The organism is Paraburkholderia tropica (assembly GCF_900109265.1).
Taxonomy (GTDB): domain Bacteria; phylum Pseudomonadota; class Gammaproteobacteria; order Burkholderiales; family Burkholderiaceae; genus Paraburkholderia; species Paraburkholderia tropica.
The window spans coordinates 244,950-267,952 of sequence record NZ_FNZM01000001.1; the positions used below are offsets into that span (position 1 = coordinate 244,950).

Sequence of the window (23,003 nt, forward strand, 5' to 3'; positions counted from 1 at the left end):
CAGCAGTAATGCAACTAACGGAATGACAGCGATGACTTCTCAACCCCGCGACCTCTTCGACCAGCGACGCGCCGACTGGCAGAACGATCCTGTCGCGGCGTTCGACGCCTGGTTAGTTTCGCAAGATCTTCGCCGCTCATCCGCCGATATCTATCGTGTGCAATGGGGGCGCTTTCTCGAATGGCTCACGCTCAAGCGCCAAACCATTCTGTCGGTCGAGACCGGCACGATCTCCGAATTCGTCGCCGGGCTCGACGTGAAAAAGCCGCAGCGTCTGCGCTACCTTCGGCTCATCGAGCGCGTGCTCGATCATGTTCGCCAGATCGAACTGGCATCGGCCAATCCGGCACGCTTCATCGCCCAGGACGGTGAAGCCGCCTGGCGCAACGCGCGTGAAAACGACCCCACGGGTTTTTTGACCGCGGCGGAACGTGCTGCCGTCATCGGCCAGTTGTTCGCCCCGCTTACGGAGCACTCGGCGGCCAAGCGCTGGCGCGAACGGCGCGACCGCGCACTCGTCGCCGTGTTTCTGGGCGGCGGCCTGAAAACCGGCGACGCGATTTCGCTCACGCTCGACGCAACCTCGATCGGTTCGGAATGGCTCACGATCGAAGCTGACAATCCGGCGCTCACGCACAGCACGCGGCTCGCGCCGTTCGCGGTCGACGTGATGGGCGCGTGGCTCGAGGCACGGCGGCTCGCGCAACTGCCTGGCAAACTGGTCTTTCCCGGCTCGCCGAATGGGCGGCCGATGCACAAGGCCACGGTGTTGCGTGCGATCGACGCGCAAATGGAAGCGGCCGGCATCGCCAGCACGCGCGCCGAGCGCGCGAGTCCGCAGACCCTGCGCAACAGTTTTGCGGCGGATCTGTTCGAACGCGGCGTCGATCCGGATCAGGTAGGGCAATGGCTCGGCTTCATGCAGCCGATTTCGTCGGGACGCCTGCATCGCGCCTGGCGCGTGTGGGCCGAGCGCGCGGCGACGGCACAGGCCATCGCTTCGGCAGACAATGAAACGGCGCATCCAGAGCAGAAAGCCAGCGCGTCGGGCGACGCCTGAAAGTGCCGCTATTTCAATGGGCCGCGGCTTCGCGGCTCCCGTAAAGACTCACACCCGACTCGCGCGGCGGATCCTGTAAAAGCTCACCGCGTGAGATCGTGGCTGGCGTGGGGATCACGCTTGCCTGCGGAAAATCGCGCGACGGCTTCCAGGCGTGATGCCCCGAGACCCGACGTGTAATCGCACTCGGGGCACGACAATTCAAAGCGGCCATCGACCTGGGACAGCTCCGGCTCGCCCTCTTCGCAACCCGGGCAACGAGAGGGGAGGGCGACATGGCCGTCCACCCGCGTGCCGAGCGCCGCCAATTCTTCCTCGCCCAGCCGGCCGGACGTGGCCAGCGCACACAACACCTGCGCCACCGAACCATCGACACCTTGCTGCGAGCGCAGTTGCGCAAGCTGGCTCGTCAGCGCATCCACTTCGTCCGAACGTTCGCGCAACACCACGTCGAGCCGGTCCGCGCGGGCCTTCGCCGTGGCCAGTTGCTGGATGAACTCGAATTCTTTCTTGCTGGCTTCGCGCTGGGCCGACTGCCATGTCGACGACATCGTACGCAGCGCATCGAGTTCCACCAGCATCGGTTTTACGCGACGCTCGGCTTCGGCGAGCGCGTCCTTGATCTGCTGCGCGTAGTGCTCGGTGCTGCGGCGCATTTCTTCGTGCAGACCGTCGATCCGGTCGCGCAAACCGGCATTGGTCGTCTGCTCGGCTTCGAGCCGTTTTTGCAGCGAGTCGTTGTCCGCTTCGAGGCGACGCACCGTCGCCTGCAAATTGTCCTCATGCGAAGCGCCATGCGCTGACGAGGCCGCGAGCTGATTTTCGAGCTCGCGCACGCGGGCCCACGCGGCTTCGGTGCGAGTTTCGCTGCGCTGAAGTAATTCGTCCGCGGCCAGGCGACGGGCTTCGGCATCGCGCAACGCCTGATCGGCGTCCTGACGACCCACTTCGATTTCGTCGCGCTCGGCCTGCAAGGTCTGGCGCGCGAGCGTGCGTGCTTCCTCGAACAAGGCGCCGAGCAATTCGCCGGCGCGTTCTTCCAGTGCAGGCGGAATCGCGCCACCGCCGACGCGGACTTTCGACGCCGTACGGATGCGCTGCCAGAACAATTCGATATCTTTGGGGATGTCGCTGGCGCTGCCGGTCTGCGTGAGATCGCGAACATTGGCCATCGAGGGTCGAATACCCAAATCGAAGAACAGCCGCTTGCAGGCATGAAGCGATAAATCCTGGCGGCGGGCGCCGTCTTCACGCAGGCGTTCGAGTTCTTCGCGGATGGCCGCGCGTTCTTCGTCTCGGATCATGAGGGTCTCGGCAAGCAGTATCGGATCGAATAATAACAAATTACGTAGTATTCGATACGTTTTATTGGGCGCTGCTGAGATCAATCCGAATCTGGGCAAAAAAGCCCGAAGAAAACGCGCCACAGGTGTCAATCGCTGCCGATTTCGTGAAACAAATCGAGCTTTATTTTATAAGCCATTGTAAACGTTTGATTTTCCAATAGCGACAGGATTTTGGCGAGTGTTTCACGAAGGTCTCTCCGGTCCTGGTCGATCGTGACCTCAGGGCCTTCTTCGAGGGGATTGGGGATATCTTTCGAGAACGCGAAAGGAAGTTTGTCTTGAGAGCTATAAAAGTAAACACCCTTGATACCCGTTAAAAACGTTAACGCCACGGCAAACCCTTATCAGACAAGGCTTCTAGCCCGATCAGGTGAAACTTTACGGGAAACCTGGTGAGGCTCTACGGGACACGCGGGTGATGGGGTTCGGGGAAGCCGGTGAGGACCTGCGGGAAAGGACGTGAGCGGATTCGGGGAACGGCCGATTCTTGACTCTACGGCAAGGGTGAGCGATTTCGGGAGGCCAGTCGGCCTGAAGTCAGTGCTCGCGGGGCCAGGATGTGCTGTTACGTGAAATGCAACGGTGAGCGGATTCAGGACCGGCGATTGATGCGATTTTTTCGCCCAATTTGGCCGCCCAAAACCTTGTGGTGAGAGAGATCGGGAAAAAACGGCAGGCAAAGGTGAAGCTTTTCGGGAGCTGAACGGGCATTTTGGCCGAATCGGGCTGAATTCGGGTGGGCGATGACCTGAAGGTGAGCCTTTACGGGACGGCAATAATGATTTGGGAGGACGATCCGGACGCAGCCTCTGGCGCTTCAAACGGTAGTCAGCTCGTTAAGGTGAGGTTTTACAGGAGGTGGAGACTGTGCCGCTCAGCCATTTGTATCGGGAGCACCGTTTTACCGCTGCGTGAGGCTTTTCGGGAGGCAATTCAGCGCCTTTTTTCGCCTTCAGGTGAGCTTTTTCGGGAGCAAGTTGGCATTCACTACCGCTAGACGGCTGATAATTCAGGCGATCGAATGCCGCGCGATGGCGTCGCGGGATGCGAAAGGTGAGTTTTTTCAGGAGCATCCGACGCGCACTTTTCTGCGCTGATTCACGCCCTGCTCCCGTAATCAGGTGAGCTTTTTCGGGGGAGTCTGGCGAGGGAGCGTGCGTGCGTTCCTGTGGATAAGCCCCCGAATCCATTGGTTTTTTCCCGAATGCTGTTGATTGGTGAGCTTTTTCAGGAGTGCCGCAGACGGTGAGCCGGCAGTTCGGGATTCTGGAACCCTGCGGGACTGCTGAGCGCCAAGGTGAGATAATTCGGGAGACGTTTTGCGGGCTGGCTGGCTCACTGAAGTGATGAAACGGGTGCCTGGCCTTGCACCGTGTTCATCCAAGGGTGAGTATTTTCGGGAGCTAAAGCAGCGCAGGCGAGGGCTTCGGCGACTGCGTGCGTGCTGATCGTTGGTGAAATCGACCGATAGAGGACGATTCAGGAGGCATCCGCACGGAAAAGACCGCCACAAGCGAGCGATTTACACCGCATTGCGGGATCCTTTATTCAGTCGTTTGCGCTCACCCGAAAAAGCGCGAAATGTTGTGTTTGCGCCAGGAAAATTTGAGGTGAGCTTTTTCGGGAACCGTCCGACACCGCTCTTGCGCGGCTTCTTCGCGCGCTTTCGTGCCAGGCCGCAGCCCTGCGCGCATGCGGCGGATCGGGTTTCGACGTAAAGGTGAGCGTCTTCGGGAGCCTGTCGCGGTGAGCCGTCCCGTGAACGACGTCTTCACCGGCAATGGTGAGAGTCGCCCTATAGACGGGTTTCACCCCAGACGGTATCCTTTCGCGAAATTCTCACCTCGACCCGACGCATGGCCACGAAGCGCGTGAAAAAAACCGATGTGGTGAGCCCGAGCTCGGCCGAATTGCGCAAGGCCGTCGAGGCAATCGCGATTCAGCCGAAGAGCGGCAAGATCACTCTGCTGACCCGCAAACTCTTCAACGTGCTGCTCGCCGTCGCGCAGCAGGCGGATGAAGGGGGCGATACCTATCGCGCGCTGCTTTCCGACATCGTCGCGAACTCGGCGTTCGACTCGAACGATACCGCGCTCGTGAAAGAGCATCTGCGGCGCATGGTGTCGGTGCAGGTCGAATGGAGCCAGGGCACCTCAAGCCAGAAGCCTGGCCGCAAATGGGGTATCTCCACGCTGATCGCCGATGCGGAAATTCTCGAAGATCCGGCCACGCGCCGCGTCTGGGTGGAATTCTCGTTCGCGCCCAAGATCAAGAAGAAGCTGCTGGACCCGGTCCAGTACGCCCGCCTGAGCCTGCAATTCCAGAGCCAGCTGCGCAGCAGCGCCGGCCTCGCGCTCTACGAGATCTGTGTCCGCTATCTCACGAATCCGAGCCATCTCACCATGCGCGAGACGTGGGAATGGTGGCGGCCGATTCTCTCGGGCACCCCCGATACCGAAGCCGGCGACGAAGCGAAACGCGAATACAAGTATTTCAAGCGCGATTACCTGCGCCCGGCGATCGCGGAAGTGAACGCCGTGACCAACATCTTCGTCGAGCTGATTGAGCATCGCGAAGGTCGGCGTGTCGCCGAGATCCAGTTCCGCGTGACCGAGCGCAAGCAGCCGATGCTGGCGCTCGATGAGCACCCGAACGTGTTCGACAGCACGCTGGTCGATCGCATGGTCAAGATCGGCATTCCGCTCAAGGAAGCGCAGTCGCTTTACGCGGACAGTGAGGAAAACCGTATTCGTGCGGCGCTTCAGCTCACCGAGCAGCGCATGCGCAGCACGACGCTGCCGCCGGTGCGCAGTGCCGCCGCGCTGTTCAAGGATGCGCTGAAGAAGGGCTACGCGCCGCCAGTCGAAACCGCAGCGGAAAAGCCCGCAGCCGCGGGCCGCCTGGCAACCGGCGGCGTGACGGCCGACGATCCCAAGGCGCGTCTGATGGACGAGTACGCCGCGTATCGGCGCAAGGAAGCTCGTGCCCTCTACGACGAGCAGGGCGACCTTGAACGCGAACTCGCACGCAACTCGTTCGAGAACGACGAATTGCCGGGTCTGGGCGCTCACCTGCGCGACGATTGGCGTCGGCGTGGCCTCGACTCGAAACTGGCCGACACGGCATTCTTCGATTGGCTCGCCCGCAAGACATGGGGCGAACCGACCGATGGCGATCTGCTCGCGTTCACGCTGAACCAGGCACGCGCGGCCTGAGAAGCGAAGTGACGCTGCGCGCACAATCCGGCACGCAGCGCTTCACGATTCGTTGAGCCATAAAAAACGGTCTTCACGTTCGACACGTGAAGACCGTTTTTCTTTATCGCTGCAATCAGGCTCGATCAGACTTTCAGCATTTCTTCGATCTGGTGAAGGATCGCATCGCGCCGATCTTTCGAGAGCCCCTTGAGGCGCAGTTCGAGTCGATCGTCGCCGTACGACTTCAGATCGCCGACGGCCATGCCATCGAGTTTGATCTCGAGCCGTTGCGCGTAGCGCTGACGGCCGGCCGGCTTTGGACTTTCTTGCGGCGTCGCGCGGCCCTTGACGATATCCGCGACTTGTCGCGTGCTGAGGTCGTCGGCCAGAATCCGGTTGATCAGCCGCAGCGTGGCGTCCGTGCCGCGCGCACCGTGATAGCGGCCCACCTGATACGCCATGTTCGAACCGAAGCGGTCGGGGCGCGCCACCATCTCGTGCATGACCGACTCGGGCAACTTGCCGATGGACAAGGCGACCGCGACCGTCGATTCGTCGAGGCCGAGGTGATCGGCGAGTTCGCGCTGGCTCTGGAAATGCTTGTCGTCGATAAAACGCTTCCAGACGACGGCGTTGTCGAACACCGTCTGCGAGTCGCGCTGGACGTTGAGGTCGTAGCCGAGCTTGTAGCTCTCCAGTCCAATCGGCAGATCGACGACGATCGCCTTGACGACTTCCTTGTTGGCTTCCTTGAGCGCACGCACGCGACGTCCGCCGTCGCTCACGTAATAGCTGCCCGGCGCGGCGTAATCCGGAATCACGTGGATCGCCTGCTGCTGCCCTTGCTTCGCGAGATTGACCGCGAGTTCTGCAATCGACGTCTTCAGATAGAAGTGGCGCGGGTTGAACGGACTCGCCTTGATGGCCTTGAGCGGCAGTTCGATGATCTGGCCGGGGCGATAGCCCTGCTCCAGACGCCACGCGCGGTATTCCGCCGACTCGTTTTCAACCGGTGAGGTCGCGTCGTCGGTAGTGACGGCGATGGGTTCCGGCTGGCTCGAGCGGCCGGCCGTTTCACGGGCTTTGGGCTTGTCCTGGACGAGGCCGTCGATGGCGTTGAGTCGGTCAAGCGCCGTGCGCTTCTCGCTGCTCGTGGTGTCAGGCCGGGCCTGAAAACCTTTGGCAAATTGTGAGGGCTTCATTCAGGGTCCTTTATGCGCATAAAGTCAGGGGAGCATCTCTGCGATTTCGTCGGCGCAAGCACGCACCTCCGTCGCAGCGAGTCGCGCACCGCGGTCGCTCATTTGCAGCACCGTCTGGCCGAGGGCCATGGCCTGCTTATAGGCTTCGCGGGTCGGGATCTGGGTTTTGAGCAAGGGGAAGCCCAGTTCTTCCAGCGCGCGCTTCAACTCGCGCGTGAGCATGCGCTTCTCTTCTGTTTTGTTCAGCAGGAAAACGGCCTTGAGATCCTCGTTCATCACCTGAGCCTGCTGGATCAGTTTGACGAGGCCGACGCTCGACCAGTAATCCGCGGGGGACGACGAAGTGGGAATAACAGCGACGGTGGCAGCGAGCAGAACGACGCCCGAGACCTTTTCCGTGATCGACGGCGGGCAGTCGACCACGATGATGTCGTAGTCACCGATGAACTTCTTGATCTCACGATGGATCTGTCCACCGGCTTCGGAGAGGTTGACGACCGGGAACGGAATGCCGGCTTCTCCATCGGAAGACGCACTGGCCCAATGGACGAGCGTGTTTTGGCCGTCGGCATCGACCACGAGCACGCGCTTGCCTCTTTCGTGGAATGCTGCGCCGAGATGCATCGCGATCGTGCTCTTGCCGACCCCGCCCTTTTGCTGCGTGACTGCGATTATCTCTGCTGCCAATTGGTTTTCTCCTTTTGCTAATTGTTTTGGATTTTACCTGGATTGAGTTGCGATTCAATGATTGAGTTTGTGATTTTCGATTTTTACTGCGAACGTTAGCCGTTTGGCCAAGGTTTATGCGCATAAAGTTCATGCGCACGAGCGTGGCCTCGGAGCCACTGACAGATCTGTGATGTCGGTCCAATGAGCGATGATGACCAGGCCGGGCGATCGAGAAGCGAAACGCGGCGTTCGCAAGGCGAAGCCGGTCTCGTCTGTAGGCTCGCTCACACATGAAGTGAACAAGCGAGTGCGGGACCAGCTTTGTGAACTCCACGCACCGCAAGGCAATCGTTTAGGTGCAGCCGAAACGTTCATTCAGCCGCGCGTATCAAACAGAGCAAACACGGGCGGATTTATGCGCATAAAGGCTCGATCAACCGTGAGACTCTCGCACCCTCCCCTCATCAGAACTCCCCAAGCCGCCCATCTTTATGCGCATAAAACTCCGGCACCTCACGGTCGTTCACGCGGAGCCCTTGCAGCCCCGCCCTGCTCTCTTCGCCATTGCCCGTTAAAATCAGCGCGACCGTACGTCGCAGGCAAAGGCGCAAGAGTGCCGTGATCGAATCAGGCACCGCCGACATCGATTGATGCCGGGCTGATGCACGCTGACGCACGCGCCGCTACTTGCTCGCGCATCAGCCAGCAGCGCACCGCGCGCGAGCGCAATAGCGACTACGACCGCCACCGATAACCAATCACAACAGCAACCGAACAGATGATCACGATCTACCACAACCCTCGATGCTCGAAGTCACGCGCCACCTGTGAGCTGGTCACCAGCACCTACAACACGGGAAACGAACCCGTCGACGTGATTGAGTATCTGAAGACGCCACCGACGGTCGAGCAGCTCAAGGCCCTGCACGCAAAGCTCGGCGGCGCGCTGCGCGACATGATCCGTACCGGCGAGACCGAATACGCGGAACTCGGCCTCGGCGCCGCCACGGTTACGGATGCTCAGCTCTACGAAGCAATTGCGAACCACCCGATCCTGCTGCAACGCCCGATCGTCGTCCGCGATGGCCGTGCGGTGATCGGTCGACCGCCGGAGAATGTCGCGGCGCTGTTTGCCTGACACGCGGCAGACACCGCATCGGATCAGACTGCGCATCTGATCGACACCGAAGACGTTCGAAAACATCGAGCGCCGACCAGGCCAGATAGCGGCCGCGCCGACGCCCCAAACGATGGTCGTCGCCAGTGCAGGCAAGCCCTCCCCCGCTCGCCTTTCCCCGGCGCCGACGCAGAAAAAAACCATCAGGCTCTCACCCGCCAACCGCCAATAACGAGACTTCAGTGGAATCGCTTGCAACTCTATCCGCGTGGTCGTTCCACGACACGCGCCTCATCCTCTCCTGCCTGCTGGGCCTCGCGCTGATCGTCATCCTGATCAGCGTGCTCAAGCTCGCGCCGTTTCTCTCGATCCTCGTCGGTACTTTCGCGGCGGGCTTCGCCGCCGGCGTGCCGCTTGAAGGCGTCGCCAGCGCGTTCAGCAAAGGCGCGGGCGCCCTGCTCGGCGACGTCGGCATCATCATCGCGCTCGGGGCCATGCTCGGCGCGCTGATGGCCGAGTCCGGCGCGGCCGACCGGCTCGTGACCACCCTGCTCGATCACTCCACGCCGCGCACATTGCCGTGGATGATGGCGCTCGTCGCCGTGATCATCGGCTTGCCGCTGTTCTTCGAGGTGGGGCTGGTGATGATGGTGCCGATCATCTTCGTAATGGCGCGCCGCTCGAAGCAGCCGATCCTGCGCATCGCGATTCCCGCGCTCGCCGGTATGACCACGCTGCACGCGCTGCTGCCGCCGCATCCCGGTCCGCTGATCGCCGTGAGCGCATTGCATGCCGATCTCGGCATCACGCTCGGATTCGGCGTGCTCGTCGCGCTGCCGGCGGTGATCCTCGCGGGGCCGCTTTACGGTTCGTGGCTGTCGCGTCGCATGCACGTGGACGAGCCCGAGGATCTCGGCAAGCTGTTCACGAGTCACGACACGCAGTTGGCCGCACCCGGTTTTGCCGTTTCGTTGCTGACCATTCTGCTGCCCGCCGTGCTGATGCTTTGCCGCACGATCGCGAAACTCGCGCTCACGCCCGACACGCTCGCATTCACGACGCTGAATTTTCTGGGTGAGCCGCTGATCGCGCTGGGACTCACCGTGTTGTTCGCGATCGTCGTGCTCGGCTGGTCGCGCGGCATGGCGCGCGAGCGCGTCGGTAACATCCTGCGCAAAAGCCTGCCGCCGATCGCGGGTCTGCTGCTGACGATCGGCGCAGGCGGCGGTCTCAAGCAGACGCTCGTGCTCGCGGGCATCAGCACGACCATCAGCAAGATCGCCGTCGGCGCGCACCTGCCGCTGCTGCTGCTCGCGTGGCTGATCGCCGTCGCGCTGCGCCAGGCCACGGGTTCGGCCACCGTCGCGACCACCGCGACGGCCGGCATCGTCGCGCCGGTCGTTACCGGACTGAGCGCCACGCACAATTCGTTGATGGCACTCGCCATCGGCGCGGGCTCGGTGTTCTTCTGCCACGTGAACGACGCGGGCTTCTGGATGGTGCGCGAGTACTTCGGCCTGAAACTCAAGCAGACCGTGTTCGTCTGGTCGATCCTGCAAACCATCGTATCGGTCGTCGGCCTCGTGCTCACACTGCTGCTCTGGAGCCTGCTGAACTGAGGCAGGTGAATGGTCGGATAACGTCTTCGGCGCGATTCCGACCGAGGCCCGATGCCACCGGGCCTGGTGCGGAGTTGTCCACAAGGTTATGAACGAAATCTGTGGATAAATCCGCGCCGCCCCTGCTTATCCACAGGCGCGCCGCGCCGGCCCATCTTAGCGACGTGCGAAAGCGCTCGCGCCTATGATGTCGTTTCGTTCCAACGCGCTTCGCGCGCTTTCGAGGAGAAGGAAATGGCTTATCAAGTAGCGGTCGTGGTCGGCAGTCTGCGCAAGGAATCCTTCAATCGGCAACTCGCGCACGCGGTCGCCTCGCTCGCGCCGTCCGACTTCTCGTTCGAGTTTCTCGACATCGGCGGGCTGCCGCTCTACAGCCAGGACTACGACGCCGATTTCCCCGAGGTCGCGCGGCAGTTCAAGCAGAAGATCGAGGCCGCTGACGCGCTGCTGTTCGTCACACCCGAATACAACCGCTCGATTCCCGGCGTGCTGAAGAACGCGATCGACTGGGGTTCGCGGCCGTGGGGCAAGAATTCATGGACGGGCAAGCCGGGCGCGGTGCTCGGCACCTCGCCGGGCGCGATCGGCACGGCGCTGTCGCAGGCGCATCTGCGCAACGTGCTCGCCTATCTCGACGTGGCGACGCTCGGTCAACCCGAGATGTTCATCAAGCACGATGCCAGCAGGATCAACGAAAATGGCGAGATTGTGAACGACGATACGCGAAAGTTCCTGCAGGCGTTCGTCGATCGCTACGCCGACTGGGTCAAGCGTCAGCTCGGTCGCTGAACCCGGTTTCGATCCAGGGATACAAAAAAAGCGCGGCTCGGGCCGCGCTTTTTTTCGTCAACTTTCAGGTCAATGCAGCGTCGGCCGCGATCCGGTCACCGGGCGGTCGGGGGCGTCGGACGCGCGGTGGTCGTGCGAATCCTCTTCGTACTCGATGAATTCATCGGGGATGCGCTGCGCACCGCTGGCCGTTTCCGTCGCTTGGGGCGCGGACGGCACGTCCACGTGCGGAGCGTGCGTGGCAGGTGGCACGCTCGCTTGCGTGCCCATCACAGCCCCGGCGCCGGGCGCGCTTGCCGCCGTGAGCACGGTGGCTTCGGCTTCGCTGGCGGGACGCGCGGGATCGACAGCGCCCGCTTGCGCTTCGGCGGAGACCGGCTGATCCGCCGAGCCTTCCGGCGCGACGCGTCGGCGCATCGCATCGGCGAGCCCGGCGATACCGAGTTCGTCGAGCGCCGAATGCTCGCGCGTGACAGGATCGGTGTCGCTGGCCGCCGCCCACGCCCAGCTGCCGCCGCGAATCGCCACTTCGAGCGCGTGTTCTTCGCGCAGCGTTTCGCGGGCGAGATCGGCGCGCGCTTCGTCGCTCACGCGAACGCCGATCAGCACGTTGCCGGCCGGCGCACTCGCCGCGTCAGCGGCGCCGGGCGCGTGCGGCGCCGGTTCCGGCACGGCGCCCGCGTTCGCGCGCACGTCGCCGGTCGTCGAAAAGAAACTCGACACCAGCCGTTCGATGCCGGCCAGCACGCCGGCTTCGTGCACCGGCAATTCGATGTCGTTCAGCGCGAAGCCGCGCTGCAGCAGCGCTTCCTGCGCGTGTCGCGCTGCATCCAGGGTCTCGAAGAGACCCGTCACGGTCTGTCTCATGGCTCACTCCTCGCCCGTCGGGCAATGGTGGCAAAAGCGGTGGCTAAGTCTGACATGGCGGTGGGCGCGCGTTCCCGAGATCCACGCATCATGGCGACATGAAGTGGTCAATCCGGCTCGCGGCGCGCCCGCCGCCGCCTGGTCGAGCGTCCCGCAATCTTCGTGCCGCGGGCATCTCGCGCCAGGCTTTCCGATCCAGACTTTTCGACCTACAGCGTGGCGTCCCGTTCCCGGCGCGCGCGCGTCTGCAGGTCGCGCTGGATCGCCTCGAGCAATTTCTCCAGCAGGGCAATGTCGAACGGCTTCGAGAGCACGCGCACGTCCACGTGACGCGCGCGCTCCAGTTCCTCCGCGTAACCGGTGACGAGAATCACGGGCAGCGTCGGCTCGCAGTTCTGCAGCGCCTCGGCCAGATCGATGCCGTTCATCTCGCCGGGCATGTGGATGTCCGAGAGCACAAGATCGAAATGCGCGAAGGGCGTCGCGTCGTCGTCGTTCGCCGCTGCAACGTGGCCGGCCTTGACGAGCGCGAGCGCGCTCGCCGCGTCGTTCGCGCAGGTGACGTGATGGCCCATCATCTGCAGCAGCGCTTCGGTGCCCGCCGCGACTTCGTCGTTGTCTTCGACCAGCAGCACGCGCAGGCCGTGCGGCGGCGCGACGCTGTCCTCGCGCGGCGCCGGTTCGTGCGCGACCGCTGGCGCGGCCGCGGCGCGCGGCAGATACAGATGCACCGACGTGCCCGCGCCGATCGCGCTGTCGATCGCGGCCAGTCCGCCCGAGCGCTCGCAGAACGCGAACACCTGCGGCAGCCCGAGCCCCGTGCCCATGCCCTTCGGCTTGGTCGTATAGAGCGGCTCGAACGCGCGCGCGAGCACGTCGGGCGACATGCCGACGCCCGAATCCTCCAGCGAAACGTGCACGAATTCGCCGTCGAGCGGAAAGCCCTCGCCGGGCCGGAACGCGATATTGCGTGCGCGCACCGTGAAGCGGCCGCCGTTAGGCATGGCGTCGCGCGCGTTGACGGCGAGATTGATGAGCGCGAGTTCGAATTCGGCGACGTCGACGTTCACGGGCCACACGCTTTCGTCGACATCGACGACGAGCGAGACCTTCGCGCCCAGCGACGCGCGCAGCAGTTCGCGGCTCGCGGGCAGCCAGCGTCCGGCGTGGATCGTCTCGTTGCGCAGCGGCTGCTTGCGCGCCACGCCGAGCAACTGGCGCGTGAGCGACTGGCCGCTCTTGAGCGCGCGCTCGATCGCCGAGAGTTCGCGTTCGAACGCGGCCGCGCCGCGCCGCCGCGCGATCTGCACGTTGGCGGAGACGATCATCAGCAGATTGTTGAAGTCGTGCGCGACGCTGCCGACGAGATTGCCGAGCGCTTCCATCTTGCGCGACTGCCGGTAGGCCGATTCGATCGAGCGCCGCATCGACGCTTCGGCCTGCCAGCGCTCCCACGCTTCCTCTTCGGCGGCGAGGCGGCGCAGCGACAGCCAGATCACGCACCAGAGCGCGATCGACGGCGTGAACATCGAGATGATCAGCACGCTCAGGTGCCGGTACCACGCGGCCCAGATCGCCGAGCTGCGGTACGCGCAGGTGACATAAACCGGATACGCGCCGACACGTCGATACGCGAGGATCACCTTGTCGTCGAGCAGTTGCGAGCGCATGTGCACGACGCCCGCGTCCTTGCCGCCGGCGAGTGCCGAGGCGAACGGCGAGCCCGCCGTAATGCCCGGACCGCCGGCGCGCGCCTGAGCCGCGGGCGGCGGCGGCTCGAACGCGAGAATCGCGCCGTCGCTGCGCACGAGGCCGAGCGCCATCGGCGAGTCCGCGCCCAGCAGTTCGCGATAGAAGGTGCCGAAGTAGGCGGGCCGCAGCGCGACCGAAACGAGACCGTCGAACTGGCCTTGCGCGTCGTGGCGCGCCACGCCCGTGTTGAACACGATTTCGCCGCTCACCTGGCCTTGCATCACGCGCGAGACGTGATCGATCATGCGGCCCGCGCGGATGCCCACGAAGTCGTCGCGCGTGAGGATCGAGACGGGCGGCGGCGGCGAGTAGCGGCTGCTCGCGAGCAGGTCGCCGTCGCGGCCGAAGATCGACACGGCCGCCACCTGCGGATAGCCGCCGCCGATCGCGTCGAGCTTCTCGTGAATCTGCGCTTCGTTCAGGCGGATGCCTTCGTCGTCGAGATCCTGCACGCCGTCCACGATGCGCGTGTCGAGCGCGTCGTTCATGTCGAACACCTTGAGCGCGTGCTCCTCGGCCACGCGCACGGTGCGCAGCGTGACGTCGGTGGCGTCGGCTTCGCGCGTGCGCAGGTCGTTCCACGCCATCGTGGCCACGTAGACGCAAGGCAGCACGATGGCCGCCACGAGCAGCGCAATCAGCGTGCGGCGGCGGACCGTGAAGTCGTGGCTGGGCGCGGCTGGAAACGGCGCTTCATCGGTGCGCGGCGAAGCGGGCGAGCGATCGTCTGGCCCGGCGGGCCGGTCGGAAATCATCGTACGGATTAAGGGGATGGAAGCTGCGGCGGAGCTTCTGACATCATAAACGACCGCAGCGTTCCAACCGCCGCGCCGGCGTGCTCGATTGCACGCTCGCGCGGTCCGTTCGCGGCCCTGTGCGCGGCGCGCGCACCGGGAAAAAGTCAATTTCACGCGCCGCCGGACTTAACGTCGCAAAAAAGAACGATTTTTTCGGACAGACGCGCGATTGCGCGAAAATCCGCGTAGCGCAAACGTACACAAAAGGATAATTATCGGCGCTGATTCGTTGGTTCGATTATTTATTTTCCGAAAAACCCGAAAAGAAAGTCAAATTTGATCGCGTAACGATTATCGACGAGTTGCATTTCATTTCATTTGCTTCGAGAATTCGGGGCACGATAAATACGTATGAAAAATGAGCACGGGCAGCGCGCTGTTTTTCTCGTATCCATTCTGTAAGTCGGCCCCCTCAGCTAAAGCAGCGGGGACGAGTAATGCGGCGGAATCGGGGCGCCGCTCTCACCGGGTCGATCCGATTTGCCGCGCCAGCCACGCTTCCCGTCGCGCTGTCATATGCGGTAATTCACGCATCGCGCATAAAATACGCGTCCGCCCTAAAGATAGTGCGCACGCGGCCGTTAATACGTCTTAACGCATTCCGTCCAACGCACATTCACTCAGCATATCCATGTCCTTGCCCATCGTGATCGCCGATGATTCGCTGTTAGCCCGCAAGGTGCTCACGAAGGCGCTTCCCGAGGACTGGGACGTCGACATCTCGTACGCGTCGAACGGACATGAAGCGCTGGCGCTCTATCGCGCCGGGCGTGCTCCGGTCATGTTTCTCGATCTGACGATGCCCGGCATGACGGGTTTTCAGGTTCTCGAAGCCATGCAGCACGAGGATCTGAATACGTTCGTGATCGTCGTATCCGCCGACGTCCAGCCGCGCGCCCAGGAGCGCGCGCTCGCGCTGGGCGCGATGGCATTCGTGCCGAAGCCGGTCACCCAGGAAGCGCTGCTACCCATCCTGAAGGAGTACGGGTTGTATGCCTGATCGAGTGTTCACGGAACTGCAGCGCGACGCGCTTCAGGAGATCGCCAATCTGGGGATGGGCCAGGCAGCCACGCGTTTGTCGGGGCTCCTGAATGCTTTCATCGAATTGTCGGTGCCGCGCGTGCGCGTGGTGGCGGTCAGCGAGGCCGCGGACGCCTTGCGCGAGATGACCGGCATCGACGGTCCGGTGACGGCCGTGCGCCAGGGTTTTCGCTCCGAGATCAAGGGCGAGGCGCTGGTGATCTGCCGCAGCGGCGAGATTGCGGAACTCGGCGCGCTGATCGGCGGCCCGTTCGCGGAGTCGACCTGGGACGCGCTCACCGAGCAGGAACTGATCTTCGACGTGGCGAACGTGCTGACCGGCGCGTGTGTCTCGTCGATGCTCGACCAGCTCGGGCGTCTGCCGGTGTTTTCGCAGCCGGGCCTGCTCGGCGACGCCGTCACGCTCGACGAAGTGTTCCAGCCCGGCCTGCTCGCGTGGGATCTCGCGCTGCTCGTCGAAGTCAACTTCGCGCTGGAAGACCAGCGTTTTCGCGCGCATCTCGTCATGCTGATGGCCGAAGAGTCGATCCATCACGTAAGCCGGGCCATCGACGCGCTGTTGCACAGCCTATGACTACCCCTGAATTGCCGTTGTCGACGCCCTCGCTGTCCGACCTCGTGGTCGAACGCGTGGGCTTCGGCCTGTTCGTGCTCGACCGCGACATGAACGTGCTGATGTGGAACCGCTTCATGCAGGACCACAGCGGCGTGTCCGCCGAAGACGTGATCGGCCGCCCGATTTTCGAGCGCTTTCCCGACCTGCCGCGCGCGTGGCTCGCGCGCAAGGTCGAAAGCGTGTTCCAGCTCGGCAGCTTCGCCTTCAGCTCGTGGGAGCAGCGGCCCTACCTGTTCCGCTTCGATCACGACCGGCCGATCACGGGCGGCGTGGACTACATGCAGCAGGACTGCACCTTCATGCCGCTGATGCGCGAGCGCGAGGTGATCGCCGTGTGCGTCACGGTGTCCGACGTCACGCACGTAAGCGTGATGCAGCGCGAGCGCGAGGACGCCGTGGCGAAGCTGCGCGAATACGCCGACCGCGACGGCCTCACGGGCATCGCGAACCGGCGCTTCTTCGAGTCGCGCCTGATGGAGGAATTCTCGCGCTGGCAGCGTTATGGCGGCGACCTCTCGGTGCTGCTGTTCGATCTCGACCACTTCAAGAAGATCAACGACGAATTCGGCCACGTCGCCGGCGACACGGTGCTGCGCTCGATGGCGCAGCGCGTGGCCGACGTGGTGCGCAAGCAGGACGTGTTCGGCCGCTTCGGCGGCGAGGAATTCGCGCTGCTGCTGCCGTGCACGCCGCTCGACGACGCGCTGCACGTAGCCGAGAAGATCCGCCACACGATCGGCGACACGCCCGTGGACGTGCAGGGCGTGGTCGTGCCGGTCACGGCGAGCGTGGGCGCCGCCGCGGCGCGGCCCGGCTCGAGCGACTACGAGGTCATGATCAACGAGGCCGACGCCGCGCTCTACAGCGCCAAGCGCCAGGGCCGCAATCGTTCGGTGGTGCTGCTGCACGAGCTGTCTTAGCTCCTCGACCGGGATCGCGCCTTCTGGGGCGCGTTCCTCGAACATGGCGGACGATGGCGGGAATCTGCGCGACGTTGTCCGTCATAGGCCGACGATAGGTCCGCGAAAAACCCGCGCGAGACGCGCGTTGGCGCTTCAGTCCGGCGCCGCGCGCCGCTGCTGACCGATTTGCCCCTGATTGCGGCGAGGTTCCCGACTGCGGCGGCCCGCAAAGGTTGATATACTTTGGCCCGTTTCCGGCCTTGGACCCTGAATGGCGTTCGAGAGAGCCGGTGCCTCGCGCGTGTCCGCGCGCGCGGGCGACCCGCTCCATGCGGGCCCGAATATCTGAAACGCCCCGTCGAGGGCGACCCCAGCGGAGATCGTCTTGGCTGTTTCCAACCTCGTCGTGGACGATACACATCAAACCGACGCCGCCGCCGCATCGTCGGGCAGCTCGTTTTATCTGGCGATGCGCATCCTGCCTGCCGCGCAGCGCGACGCCATGTATCAGGTCTACGCCTTTTGCCGCGCTGTCGACGACATCGCGGACAGCGACCTGCCGCGCGCCGAGCGTGCGGCGGGGCTCGACCAATGGCGCGCCGACATCGACGCGTGCTACGCCGGCACGCCGCGCGCCTCGCTGGCCGCGCTCACGCGCCATATCCACACGTTCGGGCTGCAGCGCGAGGACTTCCACGCGATGATCGACGGCATGGCCATGGACGCCGCCGAGGACATCTGCGCCCCCGACGACGACACGCTCGACCTCTATTGCGACCGCGTCGCGAGCGCGGCGGGCCGCCTGTCGGTGAGAATTTTCGGGATGGAAGAGGAGCCGGGCCGGCTGCTCTCGCATCACCTCGGCCGTGCGCTCCAGTTGACCAACATCCTGCGCGACATCGACGAGGACGCGGACATCAACCGCTGCTATCTGCCGCGCGAACTGCTCGCGCGCGAAGGCATCGCGGCCACGGGTCCGCACCAGATCGCCGCCGATCCCCGCTTGCCGCGCGTCTGCGCGACGCTGGTGGAGCGCGCGTTCGGCCATTTCGCCGCCGCCGACGCGATCATGGACCGCACGCCGCGCGTCCAGGTCAAGGCGCCGCGCATCATGTCGGGCGTCTACCGCGTGCTGCTCGAACGCACCATCGAGCGCGGCTTCGACCTGCCGCGCACCAAGGTGGCCAAACCGCGCGCGCGGCTCATGTGGATCGTGGCGCGCTACGCGCTGTTCTGATGCCGCGGCTCGTCCACGTGATCGGCGCGGGGCTGGCGGGCCTCGCGACGGCCGTGCGGCTGCAGCGCCGGGGCGTGCAGGTCGCCCTGCACGAAGCGGGCGCGCAGGCAGGTGGACGATGCCGTTCGTACTATGACCGCACGCTGGCGGCCACGCTCGACAGCGGCAACCATCTGGTGCTGGCCGCTCACGCGCACACGCTCGACTACGTGCGCGCGATCGGCGCCGCCGACGAACTGACGGGACCGGCCGAACCCGGATTCGCGTTCATGGACCTCGCGGCGCGCTCGCGTTGGAGCGTGCGCTTTTCGCGCTCGCGGGTGCCGTTCTGGATCGGCGACGCCCAGGCGCGCGTGCCGGGCACCCGGGTCTCGGACTATCTCGTGCTGCTGCCGCTGCTGTTCGCGAGACCTGGCCGCACGGTCGAGCAGACCATGCGCTGCGATGGCGTGTTGTGGGACCGCCTGGTGCGCCCGCTGCTGCTCGCGGGGCTCAACGTCGAGCCGCGCGAAGCGAGCGCCGAACTCGCTTCGGCGATGCTGCGCGAGGCGCTGGCGGCGGGCGGCGAATCGCTGCGTCCGCTGGTGGCGCGCCACGGCCTGTCGAGCGCTTTCGTCGATCCGGCGTTGCGCATGCTCCAGCATGGCGGCGCGGCGATCCGGCTCGAATCGCCCTTGAGAGCGATCGCTTACGACGACGCGGCGCGCCGCGTCGTCGCGCTCGATTTCGACAGCGGCCGCGTGCTGCTGGGCACGGACGAAGCCGTGGTGCTGGCGGTGCCGCCCGACGCGGCCGCCGCGCTGGTGCCCGCGTTGCAGACGCCGCAGCGTTTCACGTCGATTATCGACGTGCATTTCGCCGCCGACGCACCGCCCGGCCTCGCCACGCCGATGGCGCTCGTGAACGGCACGGCCGACTGGCTGTTCGCCGGCGCGGGCCGGATTTCGGCGACGATCCACGACGCGGGCTCGCTGGCCCTGCTCGCGCCCGACGTGATCGCGCAGCGCGTCTGGACCGATGTCGCGAACGCGGCGTCGCTGCCCGTGACGCCGCTGCCCGCGTGGCAGATCGCCGGCGACGCGCGCGCGACCTTCGCCGCCGTGCCCGACGAGGAACTGCGCCGCCCGGCGGCGCGCACGCGCTGGACCAATTTGATGCTCGCGGGCGACTGGACGGCTACCGGCCTCCCCGCAACGATCGAAGGAGCGATCCGCTCCGGCCGCAAGGCCGCGGACGGGCTCCTGTCTGAACCTTAGGAAGTGCCGATGAACGACTTATCCCAAGCCATGCCGACCGACGAGACGGCGCGCGTCCTGAGCGCCGCCGCGCTGGCGCCCACGCTCGCGCCCGCGCTCGACGACGGCGCCGCCGCGCTGCCGGCCGGAACCCTCGACGCCGCCGTTGCGCGCGCGACCGATGCGATCCTCGCCGATCAGCGCGCCGACGGCCACTGGGTCTACGAACTCGAAGCCGACGCCACGATTCCCGCCGAATACGTGCTGCTCGTCCACTACCTGGGCGAGGAAGCGAACCTCGAGCTCGAACAGAAGATCGCGCGCTACCTGCGCCGCATCCAGCTGCCGGGCGGCGGCTGGCCGCTGTTCACCGACGGCGACATGGACGTGAGCGCGACCATCAAGGCGTATTTCGCACTCAAGATGATCGGCGACGCCGAAGACGCCGAGCACATGGTGCGCGCGCGCGACGCGATTCTCGCGGCCGGCGGCGCGGAAAAAGCCAACGTGTTCACGCGCATCCTGCTCGCGCTGTTCGGCGTGGTGACGTGGTACGCCGTGCCGATGATGCCGGTGGAAATCACGCTGTTGCCGAAGTGGTTCCCGTTCCATCTCTCGAAGGTCTCGTACTGGGCGCGCACGGTGATCGTGCCGCTGCTCGTGCTCGGCGCGAAGCGTCCGGTCGCGAAGAATCCGCGCGGCGTGCGCATCGACGAACTGTTCCTGAGCGCGCCCGTCACCACCGGTCTGAACGAGCGCGCGCCGCATCAGAGCAAGGGCTGGTTCGGCTTCTTCCGCGCCGTGGACGGCGTGCTGCGCGTGACCGATCCGCTGTTCCCGACGTATCTGCGCCAGCGCGCGATCGACGCGGCGGTGGCCTTCGTCGACGAACGCCTGAACGGCGAAGACGGCCTCGGCGCGATCTTCCCGGCGATGGCCAACGCCGTCATGATGTACGACGTGCTTGGCTATCCGGCCGATCATCCGCATCGCGCGATTGCACGCCAGTCGGTCGAAAAGCTTGTCACGGTGCATACCGACGAAGCCTACGTGCAGCCGTGTCTGTCGCCCGTGTGGGACACCTCGCTGGCAGCGCACGCGCTGCTCGAAACCGGCGACGCGCGTGCCGAAGAAGGCGCACGGCGCGGCCTTGAATGGCTGCGTCCGCTGCAGATTCTCGACGTGCGCGGCGACTGGATCTCGCGTCGTCCCGACGTGCGTCCGGGCGGCTGGGCGTTCCAGTACGCGAATCCGCACTACCCCGACGTCGACGACACGGCTGTGGTCGTGGCCGCGATGGATCGCGTCGACAAGCTCGACAAGACCCAGTCCTACGCCGAGGTGATGTCGCGCGCGCGCGAGTGGGTGGTCGGCATGCAGAGCAGCAACGGCGGCTGGGGCGCGTTCGAGCCGGAAAACACGCACGAATATCTGAACAACATCCCGTTCTCGGACCACGGCGCACTGCTCGATCCGCCGACCGCCGACGTCTCGGGCCGCTGTCTGTCGATGCTCGCGCAGATGGGCGAAATGCCGGTGGCGAGCGAGCCGGCGCGCCGCGCGTACAACTACATCCTCGACGAGCAGGAAGCGGATGGCAGCTGGTACGGCCGCTGGGGCATGAACTACATCTACGGCACGTGGACGGCGCTGTGCGCGCTGAACGCGGCCGGTCTCGAACACGCCGATCCGCGCATGAAACGCGCGGCTCAGTGGCTGATCTCGATCCAGAACGACGACGGCGGCTGGGGCGAGGACGGCACCAGCTACAAGCTCGAATACCGCGGCTACGAGCGCGCGACGAGCACGGCGTCGCAGACGGCCTGGGCGCTGCTCGGCCTGATGGCGGCGGGCGAAGTGAATCATCCGTCGGTCGCGCGCGGCATCGCGTGGCTGCAGCAGACGCAGCAGGACCACGGCCTCTGGGACGAAACGCGCTTCACCGCGACCGGCTTCCCGCGCGTGTTCTATCTGCGCTACCACGGCTATCGCAAGTTCTTCCCGCTGTGGGCGCTCGCGCGCTACCGCAACCTCAAACGCGACGGCGCGACGCGCGTCACGGTCGGTCTGTGACGATGGCGGCGGCATTGAATCCGCGTGCGGGCGGCGCGCTGCCCGTGATCGCCGTGACCGGCATGGCGTTCGAGGCGAGCATCGCCGCGGGCAAGGGCGGCGACGGCATCGAGGCCGTCTACGCGGCGCGCGCCGATCTGCTGCAACGCGCGCTCGACGCCGCGCTGGAACGCGGCGCGGCGGGCGTGATCAGCTTCGGCACGGCGGGCGGTCTCGGCCCGGATCTCGAACCGGGGACGATCGTGATCGCCGAAGCCGTCGACGGTCCGTTTGGCTGCATCGCGTGCGACGCGGCCTGGAGCGCGCGCATGGCGGCGGCGCTGATGGCCTCGCCGCTGGCCGCGCAGACGCGCCGGGGCATTGAAGCCGCGGTGGCCGCGCCGCTCACGGGCGCGGCGGACAAGGCGGCGCTGCATCAGTCGAACGGCGCGCTGGCCGTCGATATGGAATCGCATCTCGCGGCGGCGGCCGCGGCCGCGCGCGGCCTGCCGTTCGCGGTGTGCCGCGCGGTGGTCGATCCGGCATGGCGCAGCTTGCCCAAGGCCGCGATGGCCGGACTGCGCGACGACGGCTCCACGGCCGTTCTGCCGATCCTGCGCGAACTCGCGCGCGATCCGCTACAACTGGGTGGCCTGCTGCGCGTGGCCGCCGACGCCGGTGCGGCGCGCAAGGCGCTCACGGCGGCGCGGCGCGTGCTCACGGCATCGGGCGCTTTTTTTCCGCGCTGATTCCACGCCGATTGCCTTCCGGTCTCCCCCGCTTCCCTTTATTCACGATTTCGCGCCGCACTGTTGCCGGCGCGGAATATTGAAATGCATAGGGAAAACCCCTATCTCTGATACCATCTGAGTGTTAACCCTAGGTCCGTTGGTTTCGATCTGGGGGCGGATCACGCATAGGGAGTTACCAATATGAATTTCCATACTCGCAAGTGGGTCAAGCCGGAAGATCTGAACCCCAACGGCACGCTGTTCGGCGGCAGCCTGCTGCGCTGGATCGACGAAGAAGCCGCGATTTACGCGATTTGCCAGCTCGATAACCAGCGCGTCGTGACGAAGTTCATCTCGGAGGTGAATTTCGTGAGTTCGGCGCGTCAGGGCGACATCATCGAACTGGGCATGACGGCCACCGATTTCGGCCGCACGTCGATCACGCTGCGCTGCGAAGTGCGCAACAAGGTCACGCGCAAGAGCATCCTGACGATCGAGCGGATGGTGTTCGTGAACATGGACGCCGAAGGCAAGCCCGCGCCGCACGGCCGCGACCGGATCCGTTACGCCGAAGAGGCCTATGAGCGCTATCGCCAGACTGTGCACACGGCGGTGGACGCCACGGCGGCCGCGGCGGCGAAGGAAGCCGAGCGCGAAGCGCTGAACGAAGACGAAGCGGTGCACTGAGCGCGTCAGCGCAGTCGCGAGGCAAAGAAAAACCCGGCGGGGCGAAAGCTCCGGCCGGGTTTTTTGCGTCTCGCGCCGCCCGAGTT

General features: G+C 64.9%; 19 protein-coding genes. 13 read left to right on the top strand and 6 right to left on the bottom strand.

Features of this window, described 5'->3' with window-relative positions; all coding sequences use genetic code 11:
* The first annotated feature begins 22 nt into the window (after positions 1 to 22).
* Complete coding sequence (locus BMY06_RS01075; RefSeq protein WP_065061665.1) at positions 23 to 1,060, top strand: tyrosine-type recombinase/integrase; 1,038 nt, start codon at positions 23 to 25, stop codon at positions 1,058 to 1,060.
* Between the two features lie 83 nt (positions 1,061 to 1,143).
* Here the strand turns inward: BMY06_RS01075 and BMY06_RS01080 are convergent, their stop codons facing one another.
* Positions 1,144 to 2,364, bottom strand: coding sequence for a DNA-binding protein (locus BMY06_RS01080; protein ID WP_074981150.1), 1,221 nt, complete (start codon positions 2,362 to 2,364; stop codon positions 1,144 to 1,146).
* Positions 2,365 to 2,492: 128 nt separating this feature from the next.
* Positions 2,493 to 2,738: a hypothetical protein gene (locus BMY06_RS01085; protein ID WP_074981152.1), complete on the bottom strand. Its 246-nt coding sequence runs from the start codon at positions 2,736 to 2,738 to the stop codon at positions 2,493 to 2,495.
* Between the two features lie 1,524 nt (positions 2,739 to 4,262).
* Here BMY06_RS01085 and BMY06_RS01090 point away from each other — a divergent pair.
* Positions 4,263 to 5,621, top strand: a complete 1,359-nt coding sequence (locus tag BMY06_RS01090; RefSeq protein ID WP_065061661.1) for a replication initiation protein — start codon at positions 4,263 to 4,265, stop codon at positions 5,619 to 5,621.
* 125 nt (positions 5,622 to 5,746) lie between these two features.
* On the opposite strand, the gene BMY06_RS01095 is transcribed toward BMY06_RS01090, so the two are convergent.
* Both BMY06_RS01095 and parA read right to left on the bottom strand, forming a co-directional pair.
* Positions 5,747 to 6,805, bottom strand: a complete 1,059-nt coding sequence (locus tag BMY06_RS01095) for a ParB/RepB/Spo0J family partition protein (RefSeq protein ID WP_065061660.1) — start codon at positions 6,803 to 6,805, stop codon at positions 5,747 to 5,749.
* A 24-nt stretch (positions 6,806 to 6,829) separates the two neighbouring features.
* On the bottom strand, positions 6,830 to 7,492 hold the full coding sequence (gene parA / locus BMY06_RS01100; RefSeq protein ID WP_065061659.1) for a ParA family partition ATPase: 663 nt from the start codon (positions 7,490 to 7,492) through the stop codon (positions 6,830 to 6,832).
* Between the two features lie 760 nt (positions 7,493 to 8,252).
* Here parA and arsC point away from each other — a divergent pair.
* The 3 genes from arsC (at position 8,253) to BMY06_RS01120 (ending at position 10,999) form a co-directional block, all read left to right on the top strand.
* Complete coding sequence (gene arsC / locus BMY06_RS01110; RefSeq protein WP_074981157.1) at positions 8,253 to 8,612, top strand: arsenate reductase (glutaredoxin); 360 nt, start codon at positions 8,253 to 8,255, stop codon at positions 8,610 to 8,612.
* 221 nt (positions 8,613 to 8,833) lie between these two features.
* A complete protein-coding gene (locus tag BMY06_RS01115; protein ID WP_065061656.1) occupies positions 8,834 to 10,210 on the top strand; it encodes a GntT/GntP/DsdX family permease in 1,377 nt (458 codons plus the stop codon).
* Between the two features lie 234 nt (positions 10,211 to 10,444).
* Entirely contained in the window at positions 10,445 to 10,999 is a 555-nt protein-coding gene (locus BMY06_RS01120; RefSeq protein WP_074981159.1) for an NADPH-dependent FMN reductase, read from the top strand.
* A 69-nt stretch (positions 11,000 to 11,068) separates the two neighbouring features.
* Here BMY06_RS01120 and BMY06_RS01125 read toward each other — a convergent pair whose 3' ends face one another.
* Both BMY06_RS01125 and BMY06_RS01130 read right to left on the bottom strand, forming a co-directional pair.
* Positions 11,069 to 11,866 (bottom strand): hypothetical protein, encoded by a 798-nt coding sequence (locus tag BMY06_RS01125; protein WP_074981161.1) that lies wholly within the window; start codon positions 11,864 to 11,866, stop codon positions 11,069 to 11,071.
* A 209-nt stretch (positions 11,867 to 12,075) separates the two neighbouring features.
* Entirely contained in the window at positions 12,076 to 14,373 is a 2,298-nt protein-coding gene (locus tag BMY06_RS01130; protein ID WP_065061653.1) for a hybrid sensor histidine kinase/response regulator, read from the bottom strand.
* A gap of 673 nt (positions 14,374 to 15,046) precedes the next feature.
* On the opposite strand from BMY06_RS01130, the gene BMY06_RS01135 reads away from it, so the two are divergent.
* From BMY06_RS01135 to BMY06_RS01170, 8 genes are all read left to right on the top strand, one after another.
* Complete coding sequence (locus BMY06_RS01135; protein ID WP_065061652.1) at positions 15,047 to 15,415, top strand: response regulator; 369 nt, start codon at positions 15,047 to 15,049, stop codon at positions 15,413 to 15,415.
* Positions 15,408 to 16,031 (top strand): chemotaxis protein CheC, encoded by a 624-nt coding sequence (locus BMY06_RS01140; RefSeq protein WP_065061651.1) that lies wholly within the window; start codon positions 15,408 to 15,410, stop codon positions 16,029 to 16,031. The genes BMY06_RS01135 and BMY06_RS01140 overlap by 8 nt, the downstream gene beginning before the upstream one ends.
* On the top strand, positions 16,028 to 16,993 hold the full coding sequence (locus BMY06_RS01145) for a sensor domain-containing diguanylate cyclase (RefSeq protein ID WP_065061650.1): 966 nt from the start codon (positions 16,028 to 16,030) through the stop codon (positions 16,991 to 16,993). Before BMY06_RS01140 ends, BMY06_RS01145 begins: the two co-directional genes overlap by 4 nt.
* 367 nt (positions 16,994 to 17,360) lie before the next feature.
* The gene (hpnD, locus tag BMY06_RS01150; RefSeq protein ID WP_074981163.1) at positions 17,361 to 18,212 is read left to right on the top strand and encodes a presqualene diphosphate synthase HpnD; all 852 of its coding nucleotides are present in this window, start codon (positions 17,361 to 17,363) and stop codon (positions 18,210 to 18,212) included.
* Positions 18,212 to 19,468: a hydroxysqualene dehydroxylase HpnE gene (gene hpnE / locus BMY06_RS01155; RefSeq protein WP_074981165.1), complete on the top strand. Its 1,257-nt coding sequence runs from the start codon at positions 18,212 to 18,214 to the stop codon at positions 19,466 to 19,468. The genes hpnD and hpnE overlap by 1 nt, the downstream gene beginning before the upstream one ends.
* 9 nt (positions 19,469 to 19,477) lie before the next feature.
* The gene (shc, locus tag BMY06_RS01160) at positions 19,478 to 21,520 is read left to right on the top strand and encodes a squalene--hopene cyclase (RefSeq protein WP_080180830.1); all 2,043 of its coding nucleotides are present in this window, start codon (positions 19,478 to 19,480) and stop codon (positions 21,518 to 21,520) included.
* Positions 21,521 to 21,522: 2 nt separating this feature from the next.
* Entirely contained in the window at positions 21,523 to 22,248 is a 726-nt protein-coding gene (locus tag BMY06_RS01165) for a phosphorylase (protein ID WP_065061646.1), read from the top strand.
* 183 nt (positions 22,249 to 22,431) lie between these two features.
* Positions 22,432 to 22,917, top strand: a complete 486-nt coding sequence (locus BMY06_RS01170; protein WP_065061645.1) for an acyl-CoA thioesterase — start codon at positions 22,432 to 22,434, stop codon at positions 22,915 to 22,917.
* Positions 22,918 to 23,003 lie beyond the last annotated feature (86 nt).